At 71.9% G+C, this 19,424-nt stretch carries 22 protein-coding genes and 1 pseudogene; 15 read left to right on the top strand and 8 right to left on the bottom strand.

From position 1 onward, the window contains the following. Positions 1 to 30: 30 nt before the first annotated feature. On the bottom strand, positions 31 to 903 hold the full coding sequence (locus QP939_RS30695) for a hypothetical protein (RefSeq protein WP_285449661.1): 873 nt from the start codon (positions 901 to 903) through the stop codon (positions 31 to 33). A gap of 271 nt (positions 904 to 1,174) precedes the next feature. Between QP939_RS30695 and QP939_RS30690 the strand changes: the two genes are divergently transcribed. Further along, a complete protein-coding gene (locus tag QP939_RS30690; protein ID WP_285449660.1) occupies positions 1,175 to 2,311 on the top strand; it encodes a hypothetical protein in 1,137 nt (378 codons plus the stop codon). A gap of 158 nt (positions 2,312 to 2,469) precedes the next feature. Here QP939_RS30690 and QP939_RS30685 read toward each other — a convergent pair whose 3' ends face one another. After that, on the bottom strand, positions 2,470 to 2,985 hold the full coding sequence (locus QP939_RS30685; protein WP_285449659.1) for a hypothetical protein: 516 nt from the start codon (positions 2,983 to 2,985) through the stop codon (positions 2,470 to 2,472). A 208-nt stretch (positions 2,986 to 3,193) separates the two neighbouring features. Here QP939_RS30685 and QP939_RS30680 point away from each other — a divergent pair, with 208 nt between their 5' ends. Then, the gene (locus QP939_RS30680; protein ID WP_285449658.1) at positions 3,194 to 3,484 is read left to right on the top strand and encodes an early set domain-containing protein; all 291 of its coding nucleotides are present in this window, start codon (positions 3,194 to 3,196) and stop codon (positions 3,482 to 3,484) included. Here the strand turns inward: QP939_RS30680 and QP939_RS30675 are convergent. Then, a complete protein-coding gene (locus QP939_RS30675) occupies positions 3,481 to 4,158 on the bottom strand; it encodes a LysR substrate-binding domain-containing protein (RefSeq protein ID WP_285449657.1) in 678 nt (225 codons plus the stop codon). The genes QP939_RS30680 and QP939_RS30675 overlap by 4 nt on opposite strands. A 42-nt stretch (positions 4,159 to 4,200) precedes the next feature. Between QP939_RS30675 and QP939_RS30670 the strand changes: the two genes are divergently transcribed. Both QP939_RS30670 and kynU read left to right on the top strand, forming a co-directional pair. Beyond that, on the top strand, positions 4,201 to 4,572 hold the full coding sequence (locus QP939_RS30670) for a DUF5997 family protein (protein WP_285459884.1): 372 nt from the start codon (positions 4,201 to 4,203) through the stop codon (positions 4,570 to 4,572). Next, the gene (gene kynU, locus QP939_RS30665) at positions 4,569 to 5,774 is read left to right on the top strand and encodes a kynureninase (protein WP_285459883.1); all 1,206 of its coding nucleotides are present in this window, start codon (positions 4,569 to 4,571) and stop codon (positions 5,772 to 5,774) included. Before QP939_RS30670 ends, kynU begins: the two co-directional genes overlap by 4 nt. Here kynU and QP939_RS30660 read toward each other — a convergent pair whose 3' ends face one another. Continuing rightward, on the bottom strand, positions 5,775 to 6,797 hold the full coding sequence (locus QP939_RS30660) for an aldo/keto reductase (RefSeq protein WP_285449656.1): 1,023 nt from the start codon (positions 6,795 to 6,797) through the stop codon (positions 5,775 to 5,777). 106 nt (positions 6,798 to 6,903) lie between these two features. On the opposite strand from QP939_RS30660, the gene QP939_RS30655 reads away from it, so the two are divergent. The 4 genes and pseudogenes from QP939_RS30655 (at position 6,904) to QP939_RS30640 (ending at position 8,780) form a co-directional block, all read left to right on the top strand. After that, positions 6,904 to 7,467 (top strand): TetR/AcrR family transcriptional regulator, encoded by a 564-nt coding sequence (locus QP939_RS30655; RefSeq protein ID WP_285449655.1) that lies wholly within the window; start codon positions 6,904 to 6,906, stop codon positions 7,465 to 7,467. A 36-nt stretch (positions 7,468 to 7,503) separates the two neighbouring features. Then, positions 7,504 to 7,944 (top strand): MarR family winged helix-turn-helix transcriptional regulator, encoded by a 441-nt coding sequence (locus QP939_RS30650; protein ID WP_285449654.1) that lies wholly within the window; start codon positions 7,504 to 7,506, stop codon positions 7,942 to 7,944. A 1-nt stretch (position 7,945) separates the two neighbouring features. Further along, positions 7,946 to 8,563: pseudogene (locus tag QP939_RS30645) on the top strand (haloalkane dehalogenase); the annotation flags it as partial. A 76-nt stretch (positions 8,564 to 8,639) separates the two neighbouring features. Then, positions 8,640 to 8,780, top strand: coding sequence for a hypothetical protein (locus tag QP939_RS30640; protein WP_285449653.1), 141 nt, complete (start codon positions 8,640 to 8,642; stop codon positions 8,778 to 8,780). A gap of 2 nt (positions 8,781 to 8,782) precedes the next feature. Here the strand turns inward: QP939_RS30640 and QP939_RS30635 are convergent, their stop codons facing one another. Genes QP939_RS30635 through QP939_RS30620 form a run of 4 tightly spaced genes read right to left on the bottom strand, consistent with a single transcriptional unit; the run spans position 8,783 to position 12,153 of the window. Next, complete coding sequence (locus QP939_RS30635; protein WP_285449652.1) at positions 8,783 to 9,409, bottom strand: TetR/AcrR family transcriptional regulator; 627 nt, start codon at positions 9,407 to 9,409, stop codon at positions 8,783 to 8,785. Position 9,410: 1 nt separating this feature from the next. Beyond that, positions 9,411 to 10,565, bottom strand: a complete 1,155-nt coding sequence (locus tag QP939_RS30630; protein ID WP_285449651.1) for an NAD(P)/FAD-dependent oxidoreductase — start codon at positions 10,563 to 10,565, stop codon at positions 9,411 to 9,413. Further along, entirely contained in the window at positions 10,562 to 10,750 is a 189-nt protein-coding gene (locus tag QP939_RS30625; RefSeq protein WP_285449650.1) for a ferredoxin, read from the bottom strand. The genes QP939_RS30630 and QP939_RS30625 overlap by 4 nt, the downstream gene beginning before the upstream one ends. Continuing rightward, on the bottom strand, positions 10,750 to 12,153 hold the full coding sequence (locus tag QP939_RS30620) for a fatty acid desaturase (protein ID WP_285449649.1): 1,404 nt from the start codon (positions 12,151 to 12,153) through the stop codon (positions 10,750 to 10,752). Before QP939_RS30620 ends, QP939_RS30625 begins: the two co-directional genes overlap by 1 nt. 674 nt (positions 12,154 to 12,827) lie before the next feature. Between QP939_RS30620 and QP939_RS30615 the strand changes: the two genes are divergently transcribed. The 7 genes from QP939_RS30615 (at position 12,828) to QP939_RS30585 (ending at position 19,374) form a co-directional block, all read left to right on the top strand. Beyond that, positions 12,828 to 15,227 (top strand): sensor histidine kinase, encoded by a 2,400-nt coding sequence (locus QP939_RS30615; protein ID WP_285449648.1) that lies wholly within the window; start codon positions 12,828 to 12,830, stop codon positions 15,225 to 15,227. A 54-nt stretch (positions 15,228 to 15,281) separates the two neighbouring features. Then, positions 15,282 to 15,707: a roadblock/LC7 domain-containing protein gene (locus QP939_RS30610; RefSeq protein WP_285449647.1), complete on the top strand. Its 426-nt coding sequence runs from the start codon at positions 15,282 to 15,284 to the stop codon at positions 15,705 to 15,707. Next, positions 15,704 to 16,075, top strand: coding sequence for a DUF742 domain-containing protein (locus tag QP939_RS30605; protein ID WP_285449646.1), 372 nt, complete (start codon positions 15,704 to 15,706; stop codon positions 16,073 to 16,075). Before QP939_RS30610 ends, QP939_RS30605 begins: the two co-directional genes overlap by 4 nt. Beyond that, entirely contained in the window at positions 16,056 to 16,646 is a 591-nt protein-coding gene (locus tag QP939_RS30600) for a GTP-binding protein (RefSeq protein ID WP_285449645.1), read from the top strand. Before QP939_RS30605 ends, QP939_RS30600 begins: the two co-directional genes overlap by 20 nt. 296 nt (positions 16,647 to 16,942) lie before the next feature. Next, the gene (locus QP939_RS30595; protein ID WP_285449644.1) at positions 16,943 to 17,902 is read left to right on the top strand and encodes a hypothetical protein; all 960 of its coding nucleotides are present in this window, start codon (positions 16,943 to 16,945) and stop codon (positions 17,900 to 17,902) included. A gap of 48 nt (positions 17,903 to 17,950) precedes the next feature. Beyond that, entirely contained in the window at positions 17,951 to 18,580 is a 630-nt protein-coding gene (locus QP939_RS30590) for a hypothetical protein (protein ID WP_285449643.1), read from the top strand. After that, positions 18,577 to 19,374 carry a hypothetical protein gene (locus QP939_RS30585; RefSeq protein WP_285449642.1) on the top strand — a complete coding sequence of 266 codons (798 nt, stop codon included), beginning with the start codon at positions 18,577 to 18,579 and terminating at the stop codon, positions 19,372 to 19,374. Before QP939_RS30590 ends, QP939_RS30585 begins: the two co-directional genes overlap by 4 nt. Positions 19,375 to 19,424 lie beyond the last annotated feature (50 nt).

Here is a 19,424-nt window from a genome sequence, read left to right as displayed (position 1 = left end):
GCCGAGTATTCACTTGAGGGAATATTCATGTCAAGGAATATCTTGGGGCAGCCAGCGCAGGCCGTATGCGTAGCCGAGCTGCGGGGCCGCGAAGTCCTGCGCCACTTCGCCCGCGCCGTCCAGCGGTAGCGACTCCCCTGGCTGGGGTGGGTCGGCGAGCACCGAGACCGGTACGCGGTCCAGGCGCCACACCGATCGCGGAGGGCGCGCCGGGTCGAAGCGGACGCGCACCGCGAACGACTCGCACGTCACCAGCGGCACGAACGCGTACGACGGGCGGATCGGCAGGCCGTCGCGCACCCGGATCACCAGCGAAAACGTGTGCGTTTCGCCGCGGGCCAGCGGGCGCGGCAGGTCGAGCAGCCAGCGGAAGTGGCGCTGCCCCTCGCGTTCCGCCGCGGCGATGCGGACGCCGTGCTGGGCGTCGGCCGCCACTTCGCGCTCGCCGTCGAGGCCGTCCTCCGTGCGGGGCACCGTGAACTGCGCCGAGATCCGGGTCAGCCCCTCGCGGGTCGCGACGATCAGGCGTTCCTCGATCAGCTCCGGCTCGGGCGTGTCCAGCCGCACCAGGGCCTTGAGCCGCTTGACGAACCAGCCCTGGTCCGGGTCCGGCACGTCGTCGCGGGGCCGCGTGCCCGCCTCGATCTCGGCGGCGAGCCGCGAGAACGAGCGGTCGATTCGGCGGCGCGCCGTGCGCTCGGAGACGCTCAGCCGTTCGGCGAGGACCCCGACCCGGTCGCTCAGCAGGGCGTGCTGCGCGCCGGGCGCGATGCCGAGCGCGACGTTCACCGCCAGCCTGTCGTCGGCCGGGAACTCCGCGATGGCCGCGGAAATCGCCTCGCGCAGCACGCGGCGCGCGTCGCGGTCGCTCGTCGTCCGGTGGATTTCGCACCAGCCGGACACGAGCGGCCCAGCCGGCTTCGCAGCCGTTCGGTTTCGAGCCCCCACCCCCGGCGCAGGGTGGTGAGTTCCCGGAGCAGACCGTCCTCGTGTGCCATGGGAATTCGATTGTGGCACGCGGACTTCCGGGCGATCGGGCGTATCGGCTGAGCTGATCAGGTGATTCCGGGGTGGCCAGTCGCTGGCCAGTCCGGCCGCGAATCGGCCTGCCGACGGCCGTTGCCGCTCGCCGGGCTGATCGACCATTTCCCCGTTGACGACTTCGGGAGGAAGGGTGCCCGGCAGCACGCATGCGGCGATCGGACCGGCCGACGTCGACGGGGTCCGGCGGCTGGCCCGCGACGGCAGGCTCGCCGGCTCGGCGTCGGCGGCCCCGCCGCACGACCTCGCCCGGCTGCGCGGGGCGGTCTACACCGTCGCGTGGCCACTGGTCTTCACGCGCGTCACCAAACCGCTGGAACGGCAGCGGCGGCACCCGGACTGCGCCCGCGGCCTCGAGTGGCTGCGGCCCGACTGCCTCGACCGCTTCCACGACGACGTCGAAGCGGTCGTGGAGCACGCCCTGCGGCGCGCGACGGACCCGATCGAGAACCTCGAGGGCTGGCTGTCGACCCGGCTCAACCCGGCGACGGTCGACGCGCACCGGCGGCGGCGCGGCGAAATCGGGGCCCTGCAACGGCCGCGGCTCCCGGCCTGGCTCGGCGAAGCCCTCGGCGGCGACCCGTGGTTGTGCGACCTGGCCGTGCAGATCCTGGTGTGGGTGGGTGTACCGGCGACGGCGGGCGCCGAGCTCTGGCCGCTCGACGGCTGGGCGGCGCGCCGCGCGCAGGTGACCGGCGAGCCGGTGGCGGGCCGCGACACGCTCGACCGCGAGGTGCGGCGGGTGCTGGCGGCGATGCGGACCCGGCCGAAGTGGCACGCCGAGCACGTCGAACGCCCGCTCGGGCACAAGCAGGCGCCGGTCGCGCCGATGCCGTCGGACACCGCGGCCGAACTGCCCGCGCTGGCGCTGGTCGGCCCGCACGAAGCCGAGGACGTCCGGCTGGCGGGGCTCGCCGAGCAGGCGTTGCGCGCGATCGAAGCCCGGCTCGACCGCGGCGTCGACCCGGCCGCGGCGGTGACGGCGGTGGTCCGCCTGCTGTTCGGCCGGGACCCGTCGCCGCACCGGGGTTCGCCGCGCGACGACTGGCTAGCCACGGCACTCACCGAACCGGCGAGGTTGGACCGGATCGTGACGACGGCGTTGGCCATCCTCGGCCGCCAGCCGCAGCCGCTCGGTGAAAAGCTCGACCACCTGGCCGGGCGGCCACCCGGCGGCGCGCGCCCGCACCCCGGCGGCGGTGAGTTCGGCGAGCAGCAGAGCGCGGACGGCGACGCGGGTCGCGTCGGGGAGTCTCGCGGGCGGGGCTGAGTCGCTCACCCCGGCCTCCTCTCGCCCGCCGGATCCACGCCCGGCCCAGCCATCCCTGACGGACACGCCCGAGGGCCCGCCGGTCGTGAGTGTTTAGGGCGGTTCTAACCGCCCTAAACACTCACGACCGCGCAAGCCGAGCGGAAGGCCGGTCGCGGTCAGCGCCACCAGGTTGGTGGGGGTACCGGCAGGCTCAGGGGGCAGCCGGTGTGCTTGCCCGTCCAGGAGTCCGCCAGCCAGCGGGTCAGCGCCACCGGGCCGAGGAGGCTGTCCTCCCACACCGGGGTCAGCTCGCCCGCCCGCCTCAGCGTTCCCTCCGCCGCGCCGCAGAACGCGATGATCGCGGCCACCGCGGCGTCGGCCCGGGACACCGGCCAGGCGACCGCGGCTCCCCGCAGCCGGGCCGGGATGGCCAGGCCGGTGCCCACCGTGCACCGGCGGGCCAGCACCAGTGCCAGGTCGAACTCGACCGCTTCGGCGTGGCGCTGCCGGGCCCGCCAGCGGGGCGAAGCCGCGGCGGCGTGGAGTCCGGCCAGCCGGGCGGCGACCAGCCCGTCCCACACCGTCAAGAGCACGGCTCGCGTCTCGGCCGGATGCACGTCGGCGAGCTCGTGGGTGACGGCGCTGAGCCAGGCACACGGGTCCTTGACTTGACGATCAGCGGCGACGGTCACGGCTGCCAGTTTCGCACTTCAAAGCACGTCCGGCAGCAAGATGATCATGGATCGCGGCAGGACCACCCGGTCGGTGGCGAACCGTTGAGCGGCGTCGTCCCCCCTTCGGGCACTCCGGGTGACCGAACCGTCACACCTGTGCCATCATGTCCGCGCTCAGTGCCGAGCACGCCCCGCACGAACCGTCTCCGCGAAAGGCCGTCAGCGAGTGATCAAGATCAGCAAGAGCCGGGCCGGCACCCAGCGCGTCACCTTCAGCCTGCCGATCGGAGCGCCACCCGGACGGGTGAGCGTCGTCGGTTCCTTCAACGACTGGACGCCCGGCCGCCACCACCTCACCCCGCGCTCCAACGGCCGTCGCTCGGCTTCGGTCGACGTCGCGCCCGGCACCGTCATCCAGTTCCGGTACCTCGGCGAGAACGGCTTCTGGTTCGACGACCCCGACCTGCCCGACCGCGCCGACGGCAACTGCGTCTGCGCGGCGAACCGGACGAACTAGCGGCGACGCGGCTTCCGCGCGGCCCCGCGCCGCCGCTCCGGCGCGGGCTTCGGGCGCTTGCGCTCCGCGGGGGCCTGCTGCGGCTTCCCGCGCGTGCTGTTGACCGTGCGGCCGCGGACGATCCCGATGAACTGCTCCATCAGGTCCGTCGTCTCGTCCTCCAGCCACGACAACGCGACGCTCGACTGCGGCGCGTCGGTGACCGTCCGGTACGTCAGGTCGCGGCGGTGGTGCAACCGGGCCAGTGACTGCGGGACAACCAGCACGCCGACGCCCGCCGCCACCAGCTCGATCGCGTCCGCCGTCGTCTCCGGCCGCGCGACCGCCGGACGGCCCGGGAGCGCCGCCCACTCGAGCGTGTCGTCCAGCGGGTGCAGCACGACGTCGTCCGCCAAGTCCGCTGTGGACACTTCGTCGGCCGCCGCGACCAGGTGGTCCTTCGGCACCACGACCACCGTCGTCTCGGTGTAGAGCGGGATCGCGTGCAGGCCGTCGCGGTCGATCGGGGACCGCAGCAACGCCGCGTCGGCTTCGCGCGCGCGGAGCAGGCCCGTCGCGTCGGCCGCGGCGACCGGCACCAGCTCGAGCGGCACCTCCGGCACCCGCTCGCCCCAGGTCCGCACCCACTTGGCCGGAGTCGCGCCCGGGACGTACGCGAGCTTGAAAGAGGTCACCGGGTCAGGTTACCGGGAGTGACGCTGGCTACCCTGGACGGCATGACGTCGCACAAGACCGCCCAGACGATGAAACCCGCGACGGCGGCGAAGAAGCTGGGTGTGTACCTCGAGGCCACCCCCGCGGAGTTCCGGGAGGGCGTCGTCTCGCGCGACGAGCTGAACGCGCTGCAGGCCGACCCGCCCGAGTGGCTGCGCGAGCTGCGCCGCCTCGGCCCGCACCCGCGGCAGGTCGTCGCGGCCAAGCTGGGAGTCTCCATCGGCGGCCTCACCCGCGGCGGGATCACCGAGGCGCTCACCACCGAGCAGATCGACGCGCTCAAGGCGGAAAGCCCCGACTGGCTGGTGCGCGAGCGCGCCACCCAGGCCGAGGTGCGCAAGGAAGCCGTGCGGCTCAAGGAGAAGGACCGCTGACCACGCCGGAGGACGCCGAGCGCCTCGACGCCGCGGACGAGCTGGCCGGCTTCCGCGACCGCTTCCTGCCGATCACCGACCCCGGCGTCGTCGCCTACCTCGACGGCAACTCGCTGGGCCGCCCGCTGCGCGCCACCGCCGCCCGGCTCCAGGAAGTCGTCGCCGACCAGTGGGGCGCGCGGCTCATCCGGTCGTGGGAAGAGCGGTGGCTCACGCTGCCCGAAGAGATCGGCGACGAGCTCGGCCGCGTCGCGCTCGGTGCCGCGCCCGGGCAGACCATCGTCGCCGACTCGACGTCCGTGTGCCTGTACAAGGTGCTGCGGGCGGCGGTCGCGCTGCGGCCGGGCCGCGACGAGATCGTCATCGACACCGGCAATTTCCCCACCGACCGGTTCCTCGCCGAGAGCGTCGCCGCCGAACGCGGCCACACGGTCCGGTGGATCGACGCCGACGACGTCCGGGCCGAGGACGTCGCGGCCGTCACCGGGCCGCGCACGGCGGCGGTCGTCCTGTCCCATGTGGACTACCGCTCCGCCGCGATCGCCGACCTGGCCGGGATCACGCGGCTGGTGCACGACCGCGGCGGGCTCGTGGTCTGGGACCTCTGTCACAGCGTCGGCTCGGTCCCGGTCGCGCTCGACGCGGCCGACGCCGACTTCGCCGTCGGCTGCACGTACAAGTTCCTCAACGCCGGGCCCGGCGCGCCTGCGTTCCTCTACGTCAACGCTCGCCACCACGAGGCGTTCGGCCAGCCCATCACCGGCTGGATGGGCGCGGCCGACACCTTCGGCATGGCCGAGCACTACGTGCCCGCGCCCGGCATCCGGCGGGCGTTGTCCGGCACGCCGCCGGTGCTCGGGATGGTGGGCGTCCAGGAGGGCGTCGCGCTGCTGGCCGAGGCCGGGATCGAGCGGGTGCGGGCGAAGGCCGTGGCGCTGGGCCGGTGGGTCATCGACCTGGCCGACGAGTGGCTCGTCCCGCTGGGGTTCACGGTCGCCTCGCCCCGCGACGACGCCCGCCGCGGCGGCCACGTGACGCTCCGGCACCCCGACGCCGAGCGGCTTTCGCGGGTGCTCATCGAGAACGGCGTGCTGATCGACTTCCGCCGCCCCGACGGCATCCGCGTCGGCCTCAGCCCGCTCACCACGGGGTTCGCCGAGGTCCGGGCGGCCATGGCCCGCATCCGCGAGCTCGCCGCCTGATCAGGCCGCCGCGCGATCGGCGAGCGGACGGCGGCGCAGGTTCGGGTCCGCGACCGCGGGTGGCTGGTAGTTCTGGTCGAGGGCACCGACGTTCGTGCCGGGCGGGACGATTTCGTCGATCCGGTCCAGGATGTCGTCGGTGAGCCTGACCTCGACGCCGGTGAGCAGGTCGTCGAGCTGGGGCATCGTCCGCGGGCCGAGGAGTGCGCTCGTGACGCCGGGGTGCGCGATGACGAACGCCATCGCCAGGTGCGTCATCGGCAGACCCGCTTCGGCGGCCAGGGGCACCAGCTCCTCCACGACGTCGAGCCGGCGTTCGTCGGTGAGGTGCCTCAGCAGCGGGGCGCGGCGCAGGTCGTTTTCCCCGCCCTTGCGGACGCGGCCGGTGAGCAGGCCCTGGCCGAGCGGGCCCCAGATCAGCGTGCCCATGCCGAAGCGCTGGGCGAGCGGGAGCACCTCGCGCTCGACCCCGCGGTTGAGGATCGAGTAGGCCGACTGCTCGGTGCGGAACCGCGCCAGGCCGCGCCGCTCGGCGACCCACTGCGCCTCGACGATGTCGGACGCGAGACTTTGCGAGGTGCCGATCGCGCGGACCTTGCCGCTGCGGAGCAGGTCGGTCAGCGCGGAAAGCGTTTCCTCGATGTCCGTGCCGGGGTCGGTGCGGTGCACCTGGTAGAGGTCGATGTGGTCGGTTCGCAAGCGCCGCAACGAGTTCTCGACGGCGGTGACGATCCAGCGCCGCGACGCGCCTTGGTGGTGCGGGTTCGCGTCGACCGGGCGCCCGAACTTGGTGGCGAGCACGACGTCGTCACGGCGGCCCTCGAGGGCCTTGCCGACCACGTCTTCGGAATCTCCGTAGGCGTCGGCGGTGTCGATGAAGTTGATGCCCGCGTCCAGCGCCTTGTGGAGCATGCGGGCGGAGTCGTCGGCGTCGGGGTTGCCGAAGGACGTCGCGAACATCATCGTGCCCAGCGCGTAGGGGCTGACCTTGATCCCGGTCCGGCCGAGCGTGCGGTACTGCATGGCTTCACTCCCGTGGGGTGCGTATGCTCGCCGTAAGTGGAAAGCTATTCCGGAACTATACGGAAAGACTTTCCGGTTATGCAACCGACGACAGGAGAGGTGCGGAGTGACCCAGGAAGCGCGCCGTCTGCGCGCCGACGCGCGACGCAACGTCGAGGCGCTGATCGACGCCGCCCGAGCCGTCTTCGACACCTCCGGCGTGGACGCGCCGGCGAAAGAGATCACCGATCGCGCCGGGGTGGGCGTCGGCACCCTGTACCGGCATTTCCCGCAGCGCTCCGACCTGGTCAAAGCCGTGGTGCGGACCGGGATCGACGCCCTCGCCGACGCCGGACCCGAGTTGGGTTCGGCACACCCGCCCGCCGAGGCACTCTCGCGCTGGATCGACCGGTACGTCGACCTGCTGGGCGCCAAACGCGGCCTGGCGTCCGCGCTGCACTCGGGCGATCCGGCGTTCGAAAGCCTGCCCGGCTACTTCATGGAACGGCTCGGTCCGGTGCTCGCGGAGCTTCTCGACGCCGCGTCGGCCGACGGTGCGATCCGCGGCGACATCGGCGCCCAGGAACTCCTGGAAGCGATCGCCCTGCTGTGCCGCCCCCTGCCCGGTCGTGCCCCGGAGCAGGGGCGGCGCATGGTCGCCGTCCTTGTCGACGGCCTCCGCCGGAAATAGTAGCCATGTACTTAGTAGCCATGTACTGTATTTGGCATGAGCACTCCCGGGCACCTCGTCTGGCGCCTCTCCCTGAAATGGCGGGTGGCCGTTGACCGCGCTTTGGCGCCGCTCGACCTGACGCACGCGCAGTACGTCTTCCTGTCCTCGCTCGCCGGGCTGGAACGCGCCGGGACCACCCCGAGCCAGCGGGAACTGGCCGACCACACCGGCCTCGAGCCGCTGTACGTCTCCAAGCTCGCCCGCACCCTCGACGCCGACGGCCTGGTCGAACGCGCCCGCGACACCACCGACACCCGGACCGTCCGGCTGCGCCTCACCGCCCGCGGGCACGAAGTCGTCGAACCGGCGATCGCCACCGTCGCGGAGCTGCTCGACCGCCTGCTCGCCCCGCTCGGCGGCCGCCGCGGCGAACGCACCGCGGCGCTCACCCGCGACCTCACCCTCCTCCTCGACACCCCGCTCGAAGGGACCTGACATGACCCTCCACCACGAAGAATCCGGCAGCGGCACCCCGATCGTGTTCCTGCACGGCAACCCCAGCTCGTCCTACGGCTGGCGCGACGTCCTGCCGCACGTCGGCGGCGGGCGGCTGCTGGCCCCCGACCTCATCGGCATGGGCCGCTCCGCCAAGCCGGACATCGGCTACACCTTCGCCGACCACGCGCGGTACCTCGACGCCTGGTTCGACGCCCTCGGCCTCGACGACGTCGTCCTGGTCGGGCACGACTGGGGTGGCGCGCTCGCCTTCGACCACGCCGCCCGGCACCCCGGCCGCGTCCGCGGGGTGGCGTTCTTCGAGACGTTCGTCAAGCCGATGGCGTGGACCGACCTGTCGCCGCAGGCGGCCGAGCGGTCGCGGAAGATCCGCACGCCCGGCGTCGGCGAGGAAATGGTGCTGGCCCAGGACTCGTTCATCCGGCAGGCGTTCACCGGCGGCGTGCGCACCCCGCTCGGCGCCGGCGAGCTGGCCGTCCACCTCGCGCCGTTCCCGACGCCCGAGAGCCGCCGCCCCGTGCTGGCCTGGGCCCGGCAGCTGCCGCTCGGCGGCGAGCCGGCCGCAGCTCGTCGCGCGCATCGAGGCCTACGGCGAATGGCTGGCGGCGAGCACGGACACGCCGAAGCTGCTCCTGACCTTCGAAGGCTCCCCCACCCTGCTCATCGACGACCGGATGCGGCGCTGGTGCGAGCAAAACATCGCCGCGCTGGACGTCGTCGCGGGCGGGGAAGCCGGGCACCACGCCCAGGAGGACCGGCCCAAGGAGATCGGCACCGAGATCGCCGCGTGGCTGGACCGGCACGGGCTCCGCTGAGCTCAGGTGTGCCGCAGCGGCGGGCTCGCGTCCACGCCGAGGACGCGGGCCGCCAGCCAGGCGAGTGCGTCCGCGGTGCGAGCCGGGGTGTCCGACGGCTGCATGACGTGGCTGAGCACGGTGCGGACGACGAGGTCGATCACGACCGCGATCCGCTCGTCGGCGAGCGGCGGCCGGTAGGACCGCACCCGCTCGGCCAGCATGGTCTTCGCCTGGGTGAGCAGCGTGCCCGCCCGGGTGGTGAGCAACGGGAGCAGCTCGTTGGCCGTGCCGTGCGTCGCCGAGGCGATCGCACGCAGCAGGACGTTGTCGTCGGCCAGCTCGAGGACCGCGCGGACGGCGTCGTAGATCGCCTCGACCAGGTCGTCCGGGTGGCGGTCGAACGCCGCGTCGACGACCGAGAGGAACCGGTCGAGCTCGTGCGCCACCATCGCCTCGGCCAGCGCGGTCTTGGAGCCGATCTCGTTGTACACGGTCTGGCGGCTGACGCCGACGACCTCGGCCAGCCGGGCCATCGTGACCGCCGGCCAGCCGGACCGCGCGGTCAGCTCGATCGCCGCGGTGATGATCGGCCGCCGGTACTGGCCGCCCGCGGCCGGTGCCGGAAGTGCCCCGCTCATGATCGGCATTCTAGGCCGTCCCCGCGAAGGCCAGCGCTTCTCCCCACGCGGCGCGCGCGGCGATCCGCCTGCGGTACTTCATGATCTCGCGCGGGCGGTCGACGGTGAGCGCGCCGGTGATGCGGTCACCGCGGCGGTACAGCGTCACGCCGTCCGCCGAGACGACCTCGTCGGCGTGCGGCGTGCCGACGAACTGGATGCGGTGGCCGTACCAGTCGGACCAGAAGTACGGCACCGCTGCCAGGGCGCGAGCCGACGCGGGATCGAGCGCGTGACGGACGGCGGCCGCACCCTGCTCGGCCGCGTTCGTCCAGTGCTCGAGCCGCATCGGCTCGCCGTCGAAGAGCGGGTTCGCCACGTGGGCGACGTCGCCCGCCGCGTAGACGCCCGGCGGTCCGGCCGCCAGGGTCGCGTCGCAGACGACTCCGCCGTCGCGCTCGTGCAGGGTGAGCCCGCTGCCCTCGAGCCAGCCGGTGGCCGGGACCGCGCCGATGCCCGCGACCACGAGGTCCGCCGCCAGGACTTCGCCGGTGGACAGCCGGACGCCGTCGTCGCCGATCCCGGCGACCTCGGTGCCGAGCCGCAGCTCGGTCCCGGCCTCGTGGTGCAGCGCGGCCAGCTCGGCCCCGGCCGTCGCACCGACCGCGCGGACGAGCGGGACGGGCGCGGCCTCCACGATCGTCACCGGCAGACCGCGGTTGCGCGCCGCCGACGCGACTTCCGAGCCGATGAACCCGGCCCCGATCACGACAGTGCGCGCACCCCGGTCCAGCGCGGCGCGCACCGCGACGGCGTCTTCGGCGGTCCGCAGCGACCGTGCGCCGGGGAAGGTCCGCGCGGTCGCGCCGGTGGCGATGACCAACGCGGTGTAGGGGACGGTGGTGCCGGCGACTTCCACCGCACGCGCGTCGGTGTCGAGGCTTTCCGCCGGGGCACCCAGCCGCAGTTCGACGCCGAGTTCGTCCCGCAGCACGGTTTCCGGGTGGAACGGCGTCACCTCGCCGGGGTGGCCGGGGTCGAGGAACGCCTTGGACAGCGGCGGCCGGTCGTAGGGCAGGTGCTCTTCGGCGCCGACGAGCACGATCCGGCCGCGGTACCCGGTGCGGCGCGCGGACTCCACCGCGCGCAGCCCGGCCAGCGAAGCGCCGACGACGACGAGCGTCACAGCAGCTTCAAGGCCAGTACGGGACAGGCGTCGACCGCCGCGGCGACGTCCTGCCGGTGGTCTTCGCCGGGCCGCTCGTCGAGGACCACGACGGTGCCGTCCTCCCCGACCTCGAAGAAGTCGGGCGCCATCGCCTCGCACATGCCCAGGCCGTCGCACTTGCCGCGGTCCGCTTCGATCCGCATCACGCACCCACCCGTCCCGGCGCGACGAAGTCGACCTTCTCGCGCACGCCGCAGTCCGGGCAGCACCAGGAGTCCGGGATCGCCGACCACGGCGTACCGGCCGGGAAGCCTTCGCGCGGGTCGCCGAGCTTCTCGTCGTAGACGTAGCCGCAGCCCGGGCACATGCCGCCTTCGGTCGCGTCGCCGTGCGTGTCGGCGCGCTCCTCGACGGCCGCGGCCGTGACGCGGGTTCCATACCGCGCGAGGACTTTCGCGCGCTTGGCGGGGTGGATGTTGGCGCGCGAGATGTCGCCGTCGAAGTGGGCGAGCACGCGCGGGTCCATCACCCGGCGCCACAGCGGCGGGACCAACGCCAGCACGATCATCCCCGCGTAGCCGGTGGGCAGCACCGGGGACTCGGCGAAGTCGCGCAGGGTCTGGTAGCGGCGGGTCGGGTTGGCGTGGTGGTCGCTGTGCCGCTGCAGGTGGTAGAGCAGCACGTTCGTGGCGATGTTGTTGGAGTTCCAGGAATGGCTGGGGTCCACGCGCTCGTAGCGGCGGCGGTCCGGCGTGCCCACCTGCTGCCGCAGCATGCCGTAGTGCTCCATGTAGTTGACGACCTCCAGCAGCGAAAAGCCGATCACGGCCTGGATCACCAGGTAGGGCAGGATGCCGACGCCGAGCCACGCGATCATCGCGGCCCACAGCACGGCCGACATCAGCCAGGCGTTGAGGACGTCGTTGCCGAGGCGGAAGGGGTGGCGGTCCCGCCGGGCGTAGCGCTTGCGCTCCAGCCGCCACGCGGACTTCAGCGAACCGAAGACGGTCCGCGGCCAGAAGCGGTAGAAGCTCTCGCCGACGCGGCTGCTCGCGGGGTCCTCCGGCGTCGCGACGCGGACGTGGTGGCCGCGGTTGTGCTCGATGTAGAAGTGGCCGTAGAAGCTCTGCGCCAGCGCGATCTTCGACAGCCAGCGCTCGTGGCTCTCCTTCTTGTGCCCCAGCTCGTGCGCGGTGTTGATGCCGATACCGCCGATGCACCCGATGGAGATGGCCAGCCCGACCTTGTCCACAACGGACAGATCACCCCGCGCGATCAGCCAGAACGCGGCGACGAAGCCGACGTACTGCACGGGCAGGAAGGCGAAGGTGATCCAGCGGTAGTAGCGGTCTTTCTCCAGCCGTTCGATCACGTCGTCGGGCGGGTTGCTGCGGTCGAGCCCGGCGACGAGGTCGATGACGGGAACGATCACGAGGATCACGACGGGCCCGATCCAGAACCACCCACCCCAGCCGGTGGCCGCGCGCAGCCCGATGGCGAGGAACGCCAGTGACGGCACCACCAGTCCGATCAGCCACAGGTACCGCTTGCGGTCGCGCCACAGCTCGGTCGAACCGGCGGGCACCACCGGGGTCGCTTCGCTCATCACACCCTCCTCCGTTGGCTGGGTTTACAGAACGATAGTTGATGTACAGCGTGATTGACAAGAGCCGGTCTGTTGTAAAGCGCCCCAAGGTGGCCTTGGTTGCGTCTGATGCACCCAAGGCGGCCTTCGGTGCGTCTGACGCACCGAAGGCCACATTGGGGCGCTTGGGAGTGGGCGGTGGCGGGTTGGCGGGCCACGCCCTGCTGACGCGGAAGTCGGCGCGGCGGCGGGTGCGCGGACTACGGCACGCCGGGTTGGAAGCGGGCGCCGCGGCGGGTTCGCGAGGCGCCACGCGGCGGGGCGGAAGCGGGGCGCGGCAGCAGGTTCGCGGGCTACGGCGCGTCGGGTCGGGCGAATTCACTTTCACCCGTTCGGCCCAGTGTGCAAGAACGGAAAATGCCGCCCGGCGCCGTTACCAGAGGAAATACCGGTAGTCGCCCGGACGCACTCGGTAAACGGTGTTCGGCGCCCGGCGGACACCCGTCCGCGGGGCGGGTCAGCACCACCGCGCCCCCAGGGTTCGTGGTAAAAAACGGCCCTGATCGATTCCGCGGCAACACGGAGGGTGAGGCGAAGACGGGTGACGGCGGCCCCTGTGTCCCATCGTCGTGTCCGCTTCCCCGTCCGGGTCCCCATTCTTCGCCGACCGTCACTCTGGAGTTCGTGATACCGCCGTGCTGAACAAAGACGACAAGGACGAGTCGGACAAGCCGTACGACAAGTCGATCCGCAAAAGGCTGACCAGGACCGTTCTCATTCCCAGCGTGACGCTGCTGGTGCTGTGGATCGCGGTCTCCTCCTACTTCCTCTTCAACGGCGTCTACGTCCGGCTGGTCGCCGCGTCCGTGCGCGAGGTGTCGATCCCCGCCGCCACCGCGCTCGCCGAGTTCCAGAAGGAACGCCAGACCGCCCTGCAGTACCTGGACGACCCCGCGCTCGGCCCGGGACGGCTCCAGCAGCAGCAGAAAGCGACCGACGAAAAGCTCGGCACGCTGAAGGACGCCTTCGACGCGACGATCTCCAACGCGCCGGACGAGATCGCCTCCAAGGTCAACGCCCTGAAGTCGCAGTTCGACCAGCTGCCCGTGCTGCGCTCGCAGATCAGCTTCCGCAGCATCGACCGCGCGCAGGTCAACAGCTACTACAACGGCGTGATGGACACCGCGTCCAACCTCTTCGACACCCAGGCCCGCATCGTGCCCGACGCCGAGGCGGCCACCGGTGGCATCACCGCGACCTCGGTGTTCCGCGCCGGGGACGCGATGTCGCGCGAGACGTCGCTCGTGTCGACGGCCTTCTCCGCCGGCACCTTCGCGCCCGACGACTTCGCCCAGTTCGCGCAGCTTTCCGGGTCCTACCGGACGCAGCTGACGAACATCGAGCCGTTCCTCGACGCGAGCGTCCGCGACAAGTACCAGGCGCTGACCAAGAGCACCGCCTGGCAGCAGCTGGCCACCGCCGAACAGGCCATCGTCAAGCACGGGCCGTGGTCGCCGAGCGAGCAGAACAGCGTGCCGGTGTCCGAAACGGACTGGCTCAACGCGACGACCCAGGTCGCCCAGGGCCTCAACGACCTCGCGATCACCCAGGCGGACAAGGTTTCCGCCGCCGCGATCGACTCCGGTGACGCCCAGCTGCGCAACGTCATCATCGGCAGCATCCTGGCGCTCCTCGCGTCGCTGGCGGCGATCATCGTCGCGGTCCGGGTGTCCCGCTCGCTCGTCGACCGCGCCCTGATGACGCGCCTCGCTCGGCTGCGCAACGACTCGCTCGACCTCGCCCGCAACCGGCTGCCGAACATCGTGGAGCGGCTGAAGAACGGCGAACCCGTCGACCTGAAGGAAGAGCTCCCGCAGCTCGACCACGGCCGCGACGAGATCGGGCAGGTGGCCGAGGCCTTCAACACCGCCCAGCTGACCGCCGTCAACGCCGCGGCGAGCGAGGCCAAGGCCCGCAGCGGTGTGCACAACGTGTTCCTCGGCATCGCGCACCGCAACCAGGTGCTGGTCCACCAGCAGCTGCAGATCCTCGACGAGATGGAAAGCCGCGAGGACGACTCGACGCAGCTGGCCGCGCTGTTCCAGCTCGACCACCTCGCCGCCCGCGCGCGCCGCACCACCGAGAACCTCATCATCCTCGGCGGGAAGCAGCCGGGCCGCCGCTGGCGCAAGCCGGTCGCCCTGATGGAGGTCCTGCGGGCCGCCGTCTCGGAAACCGAGCAGTACGCGCGGGTCCAGGTCGAGCAGGTCGCCGACGTCGCCATCGTCGGCTCCGCCGTGGCCGACACGATCCACCTCGTCGCCGAGCTCGTCGACAACGCGACGTCGTTCTCGCCGCCCGGCTCGCCCGTCGAGGTCACCAGCCGCCTGGTGGCGCGCGGGGTCGTCGTCGACGTGTCGGACCAGGGGCTCGGCATGAAGGACGGCGTCCGCGAGTGGGCCAACGCGATGATGGCCGAGGCGCCCGAGTTCGACGCGATGGCCCTGCGGGCCGACTCCAGCCTCGGCCTGTTCGTGGTCGCGCGGCTGGCGGCGAAGCTCGGCATGACCGTCACCTTCGACCCGTCGCGCTACGGCGGCCTGCGGGCCACCGTGCTGATCCCGTCCCAGCACCTGGCCGGGCAGCAGGGCACCCCGGCCGAGGAGCCGGAGTCCTCCCCGGCGGAGACCACGGCGGTCCTCGCCCCGGTGGGCGCGCCCGCGCCGAAGGCAGCAGAAAGCTCGAACGGTTCCATGGACACGCCCAGCTCGTTCACCGGCCAGATCCCGATGAAGCGAGACGCGAAGCCGAGGCCGTACCCGGCACGCGCGCTCACCCCGCCCGACGCCGCACCCGCCGCGCCGCCGGCGGTCACCGAACCGGTGCCGGCCGCCGAGCCGCCCGCGGCCGAGCGGCCCACCGACGACCGGCCGCGGCTGCCGCGGCGCGAACCGCAGCAGAACCTCGTCGCCCAGCTCGAGAACGAACCCGACGACAGCGACGACGTCGTCGCGCCGGGGGAAGGCACCGCGCGCACGCTCGCGGCCTTCCACAAGGGCACCCGCCGGGGGCGCGGCGGGCCGGACGACGCGTAGTCCGCGGCAGCACTCAGGAAAGTCCACACAGGAAAGTCAAGGTCTGACGTCGAAATGAACGAGTACGGGAACCCCAAACCCGATCTCAACTGGCTCCTCGACGACGTGGTGAACCGCGTGGTCGGGGCGCAGAACGCCGTCGTGCTGTCCGCCGACGGCCTGCTGATCGGCAAATCAGCGGGCATGAGCAAGGACGACTCCGACCAGCTGTCGGCCATCGCCTCCAGCTTGCAGAGCCTCGCCAAGGGGGTGAGCAAGCAGTTCAACCGCGGCCCGGTGCTCCAGAACATGATCGAGATGGAGCGCGGCTACCTGTTCGTCTCCGCGGCGGGCCAGGGCGCCTGCCTCGCCGTGCTGGCCGCCGACGACGTCGATGTCGAGATGATCGCCTACGAGATGAGCCGCCTGGTCAAGCGGGTCGGCGACTACATGGTGTCGGCACCGCGCGAGGCGGCGCAGATCCTGCGGGAGGCCACGTGAGCGGGGACGACGGCTGGTATGACGAAGCCGCCGGGCCGCTGGTCCGGCCGTACACGATCACCAGTGGCCGCACGCCGGCCGACACCGCGCGGCTCGACCTGTCCACGCAGGTGATGACCCTGCGCTCGGAACAGGAGCCGGCCGGGCTGGGCCCGGAGCACCAGGCGATCGTGCAGCTGTGCCGCCGCCCGGTGTCCGTCGCCGAGATCGCGGTCTACGTGAAGATCCCGCTGGGCGTCGTGCGCGTGCTCGTCGGCGACCTGATCGAACGCGGGCTCGTCATCACGCGCTCCCCTGCCCACCACCCGGCGGCGTCGCCGGACCTCGAAACACTCCAGGCGGTTCTCGATGGCCTCATCAAGTACTGACGGGACGGGGACCGACCTGGTCCCCACGCCGGTCAAGATCATCGTCGCCGGCGGGTTCGGCGCCGGCAAGACCACCATGGTCGGTTCGGTGAGCGAGATCCCGCCGCTGACCACCGAAGAGGTGCTCACCGAGGCGAGCGCCGGGATCGACGACCTGTCCGGGGTGGAGCGCAAGACCACGACGACGGTCGCGCTCGACTTCGGCCGGATCACGATCTCGCCGCGGCACGTGCTGTACCTGTTCGGGACGCCGGGCCAGGCGCGCTTCTGGTTCATGTGGGATGACCTGGCGCGCGGGGCGATCGGGACGATCGTGCTGGTCGACACCCGGCGCCTGGAGACGAGCTTCGCGGCGATCGACTTCTTCGAGCGGCGGAAGATCCCGTTCGTCGTCGCGGTGAACTGCTTCGACAACGCGCCGCGCTACACCGCCGACGAGATCCGGGAGGCCCTCGTCGTCCCGGACCGGGTCCCGATCGTCATGTGTGACGCGCGTGACAGGGACTCGAGCAAGCTCGCGCTGATCCGGCTCGTCAAGCACGCGATGACGGTGGTGCCCGCACACGTCTGACGTCGGCGTTGTCCGGTCGATGTCCGGTCTGGACACGGAAACCGTCCGATGTGTCCCTCCGTGTCCACCCTGGACGGCGGCGAACCCACATGGCGCAATTGGTTGGACCACCCGGGTGCAGACTTTTAGTTGAGCAAGCATCAAACTGATAGCATCCGCTCGTGACCAGTCGCGCGCCGGACTTTCCTGAATATATAAGGGAAAACTATCCGGCCACCGGGCGTCTGCTCGGTGACTTCCTGTGTGGGTTGTGGTCCACCGCCTGTGAGTCCCTCGACGTTCCGGTGGAGCAGTCGGTGCGGACGACCAGGGCACTCCGGGCGTTGCTGCCACCGTGGGCGCACGAGCGGATCGGCCCCTCCCCCGCCGAGCCGTCCTATGTGGCGGGGGACGGGTTCCCGGCCGAGATGTCGGTGAACTGGTCCGGACGGCACCCGGAGCTGCGGGTGCTGTTCGACAGCCTCGGCCACGACGTCATCCCGCCTGGTGACAGCGGTTTCGGCACGCGCAGGCTGGAACGCGTGCACGAGACGTTCACCCCGCGGACGGGCCGGCCGTCCCCGGCGCCGCTGTGGCATTCGATGGCGTGGCGGCCGCCGTCGGACGTCGTCCACAAGAGCTACTTCGGGCTTTATCCCTGGCCACACGCCCAACGCGAGCAAGCCGTCGCCGAGGCGATGGCCCGGCTCGGCATGTCCACGGCGTGGGACGACGCCCGCCGTCGCGTCGAAACCGTCGACGGCGAACGGGAAATCGAGTTCTTCGCGGTGGACCTCGCCGACGAGGCGGCGGCCCGCGTCAAGGTCTACTACCGCAACCACGGCGCCGACCTGACCTCGGTGAACCGCGTCGCCGCTGTCGCGTCGCGACACGACCCCGACCGGGCGGCAGCGGCGTACCGGACGTTGGCCGGCACCCGCACCGACGCCGGCGAAGCGGCCTTGACCTGCCTGGCGTTCCGGTCCGGACTGGACCGCGCCGCCGAGTCCACGACGTACCTGCGGCTGCCCGATTTGGCCGGTGACGACCGGGAAGCCGTCGAACGCACCGCCACGCTGCTGCTGCGCGAAGGCGTCGATCCGGGCCGTTTCCGCACGTTGGCCGCCTCGCTGGCGCCCGGGCCGCTGAGCGAAAGCCGGGGCCTGCTGGAGCTGGTGAGCTACCGCGCGGCCGGCCGGGCCGGCGACGTCACCACCTACTTCCGGTTCCCCGTCTACCCTCCGCCACCGCCGCTTTCGCCTGTTGATCTTGCGTAGCTTTTCCGGGAAAGATGATCTCGTGCAGCACACTGTGAGGAGCCGACCGTGACCCAGCAGGACGTCGAGCGCATCGCCCGCCACAACGAGCGGCGGCAGCGGGAGTACGAGTCGTCGGAGCTGATCCGGCTGCTGACCGACGAAAGCACGTCGGCCGAAACGAAGAAAGCCGTGCTCACGTACCTGCAGCCGTGGTCGAACGCGTTCCAGCGGATGATCAGCGCCCGCGTCGTCTCCGAGAGCGACCCCGAACTGCGCGCGCTCGCCCTGGAGCACCAGCAGGAGGAGATCGGGCACGACAAGATCCTCGCCCGCAGCCGCGCGGACGACCGGGAACTGGTGTGGGACCCGGTGATCGAAGCGGGCGCGGCGTGGTTCGTCGACCAGTTCTCGACCCTGCCCGGCGTGCAGCGCGCGGTGCTGGCGCACCTGGCCCTCGAGGCGGGCAGCCTGGTCTTCAGCCAGGCCGGCACCCGCGCGTTCCCCGACGACGAGTACTTCGGGCTGCACGACGAAGCCGACGTCGAGCACCTCGAGATGGGCTACGAACTGCTGCGGCGGCGCGAAGACTGGACGGTCGACGGCGTGGTCACGGTGCTGGACCGCGCGTGGCAGGTGATCGGCGTGGTTTCCGACCGCATCGCCGAGTGCGCCCGCCGCGATACGGTGGCCGCATGACCACCACCGAACCGGCCACCGCGGCCCGCGCGATCGCGGCCGAAGCCGCCGAGTCCTACCGGGAAGCGTTGGGAGAGCGCCTGATCGGCGCGTACCTGCTGGGCAGCCTGTCCTACGGCGGCTACTCCCCGGCGGCGAGCGACATCGACCTGGCCCTGGTGCTGACCGACGTCCGGGAGCCGGACCGGGCCGCGGTGGCGAAGACGACGGAGGAGCTCCAGGAGCGGAGTCCGTTGCACCGCAAGCTTTCGGTGTTCTGGGCGTCGTTGCCGGCGTTGCGCGAAGGCCGCGACGACGGCCGCTTCCCGGCGCAGGACCGCCTGCAGCTGGCCGACCACGGCCGCGTCCTGCTCGGCGAGGACGTGCTGGCGGAGATCGCCCGCCCGGCCGCGGCGGAGATGCTGCTGGAGAGCGCCCGGTTCGCGATCGCGGTGCTGGCGGCCGAGGAGGTGACGGCCGAGTTCCACGAGCCGCGCCGCCTCCTGGCCGACAAGGTGTGGTTCACGAAAGCGGTGCTGTTCCCGGTCCGCTTCCTGTACTCGGGAACGACGGAATCGGGCCGCGCGGCGAACAACGACGAGGCGATCGAGTGGTACCTGGCCCAGCCGGAGCTTCCCGGCGGGGTCACTGGTCCGGTTGGCGGAACGGGTCCGGGCGGGTCACCCGCTGGACCCGGACGAGGCACGGCCCGAGCTGGCGGCCGGGTTGATTCCGTTGTACCGCCACTACATCGCGGTCGAGACGCGGCGGTTGCGGGAGAGCGGGGCGCCGGAGGATCTGGTGGCGGCGTTTGAGGACTGGGACAAGCGGCTGGGCTGAGCGCCGAAGACCGGTGGACTAGGTG

It is taken from the genome of Amycolatopsis nalaikhensis (assembly GCF_030264295.1).
Classification (GTDB): Bacteria; Actinomycetota; Actinomycetes; order Mycobacteriales; family Pseudonocardiaceae; genus Amycolatopsis; species Amycolatopsis nalaikhensis.
This window is presented reverse-complemented; position numbering and strand designations above follow the sequence as displayed.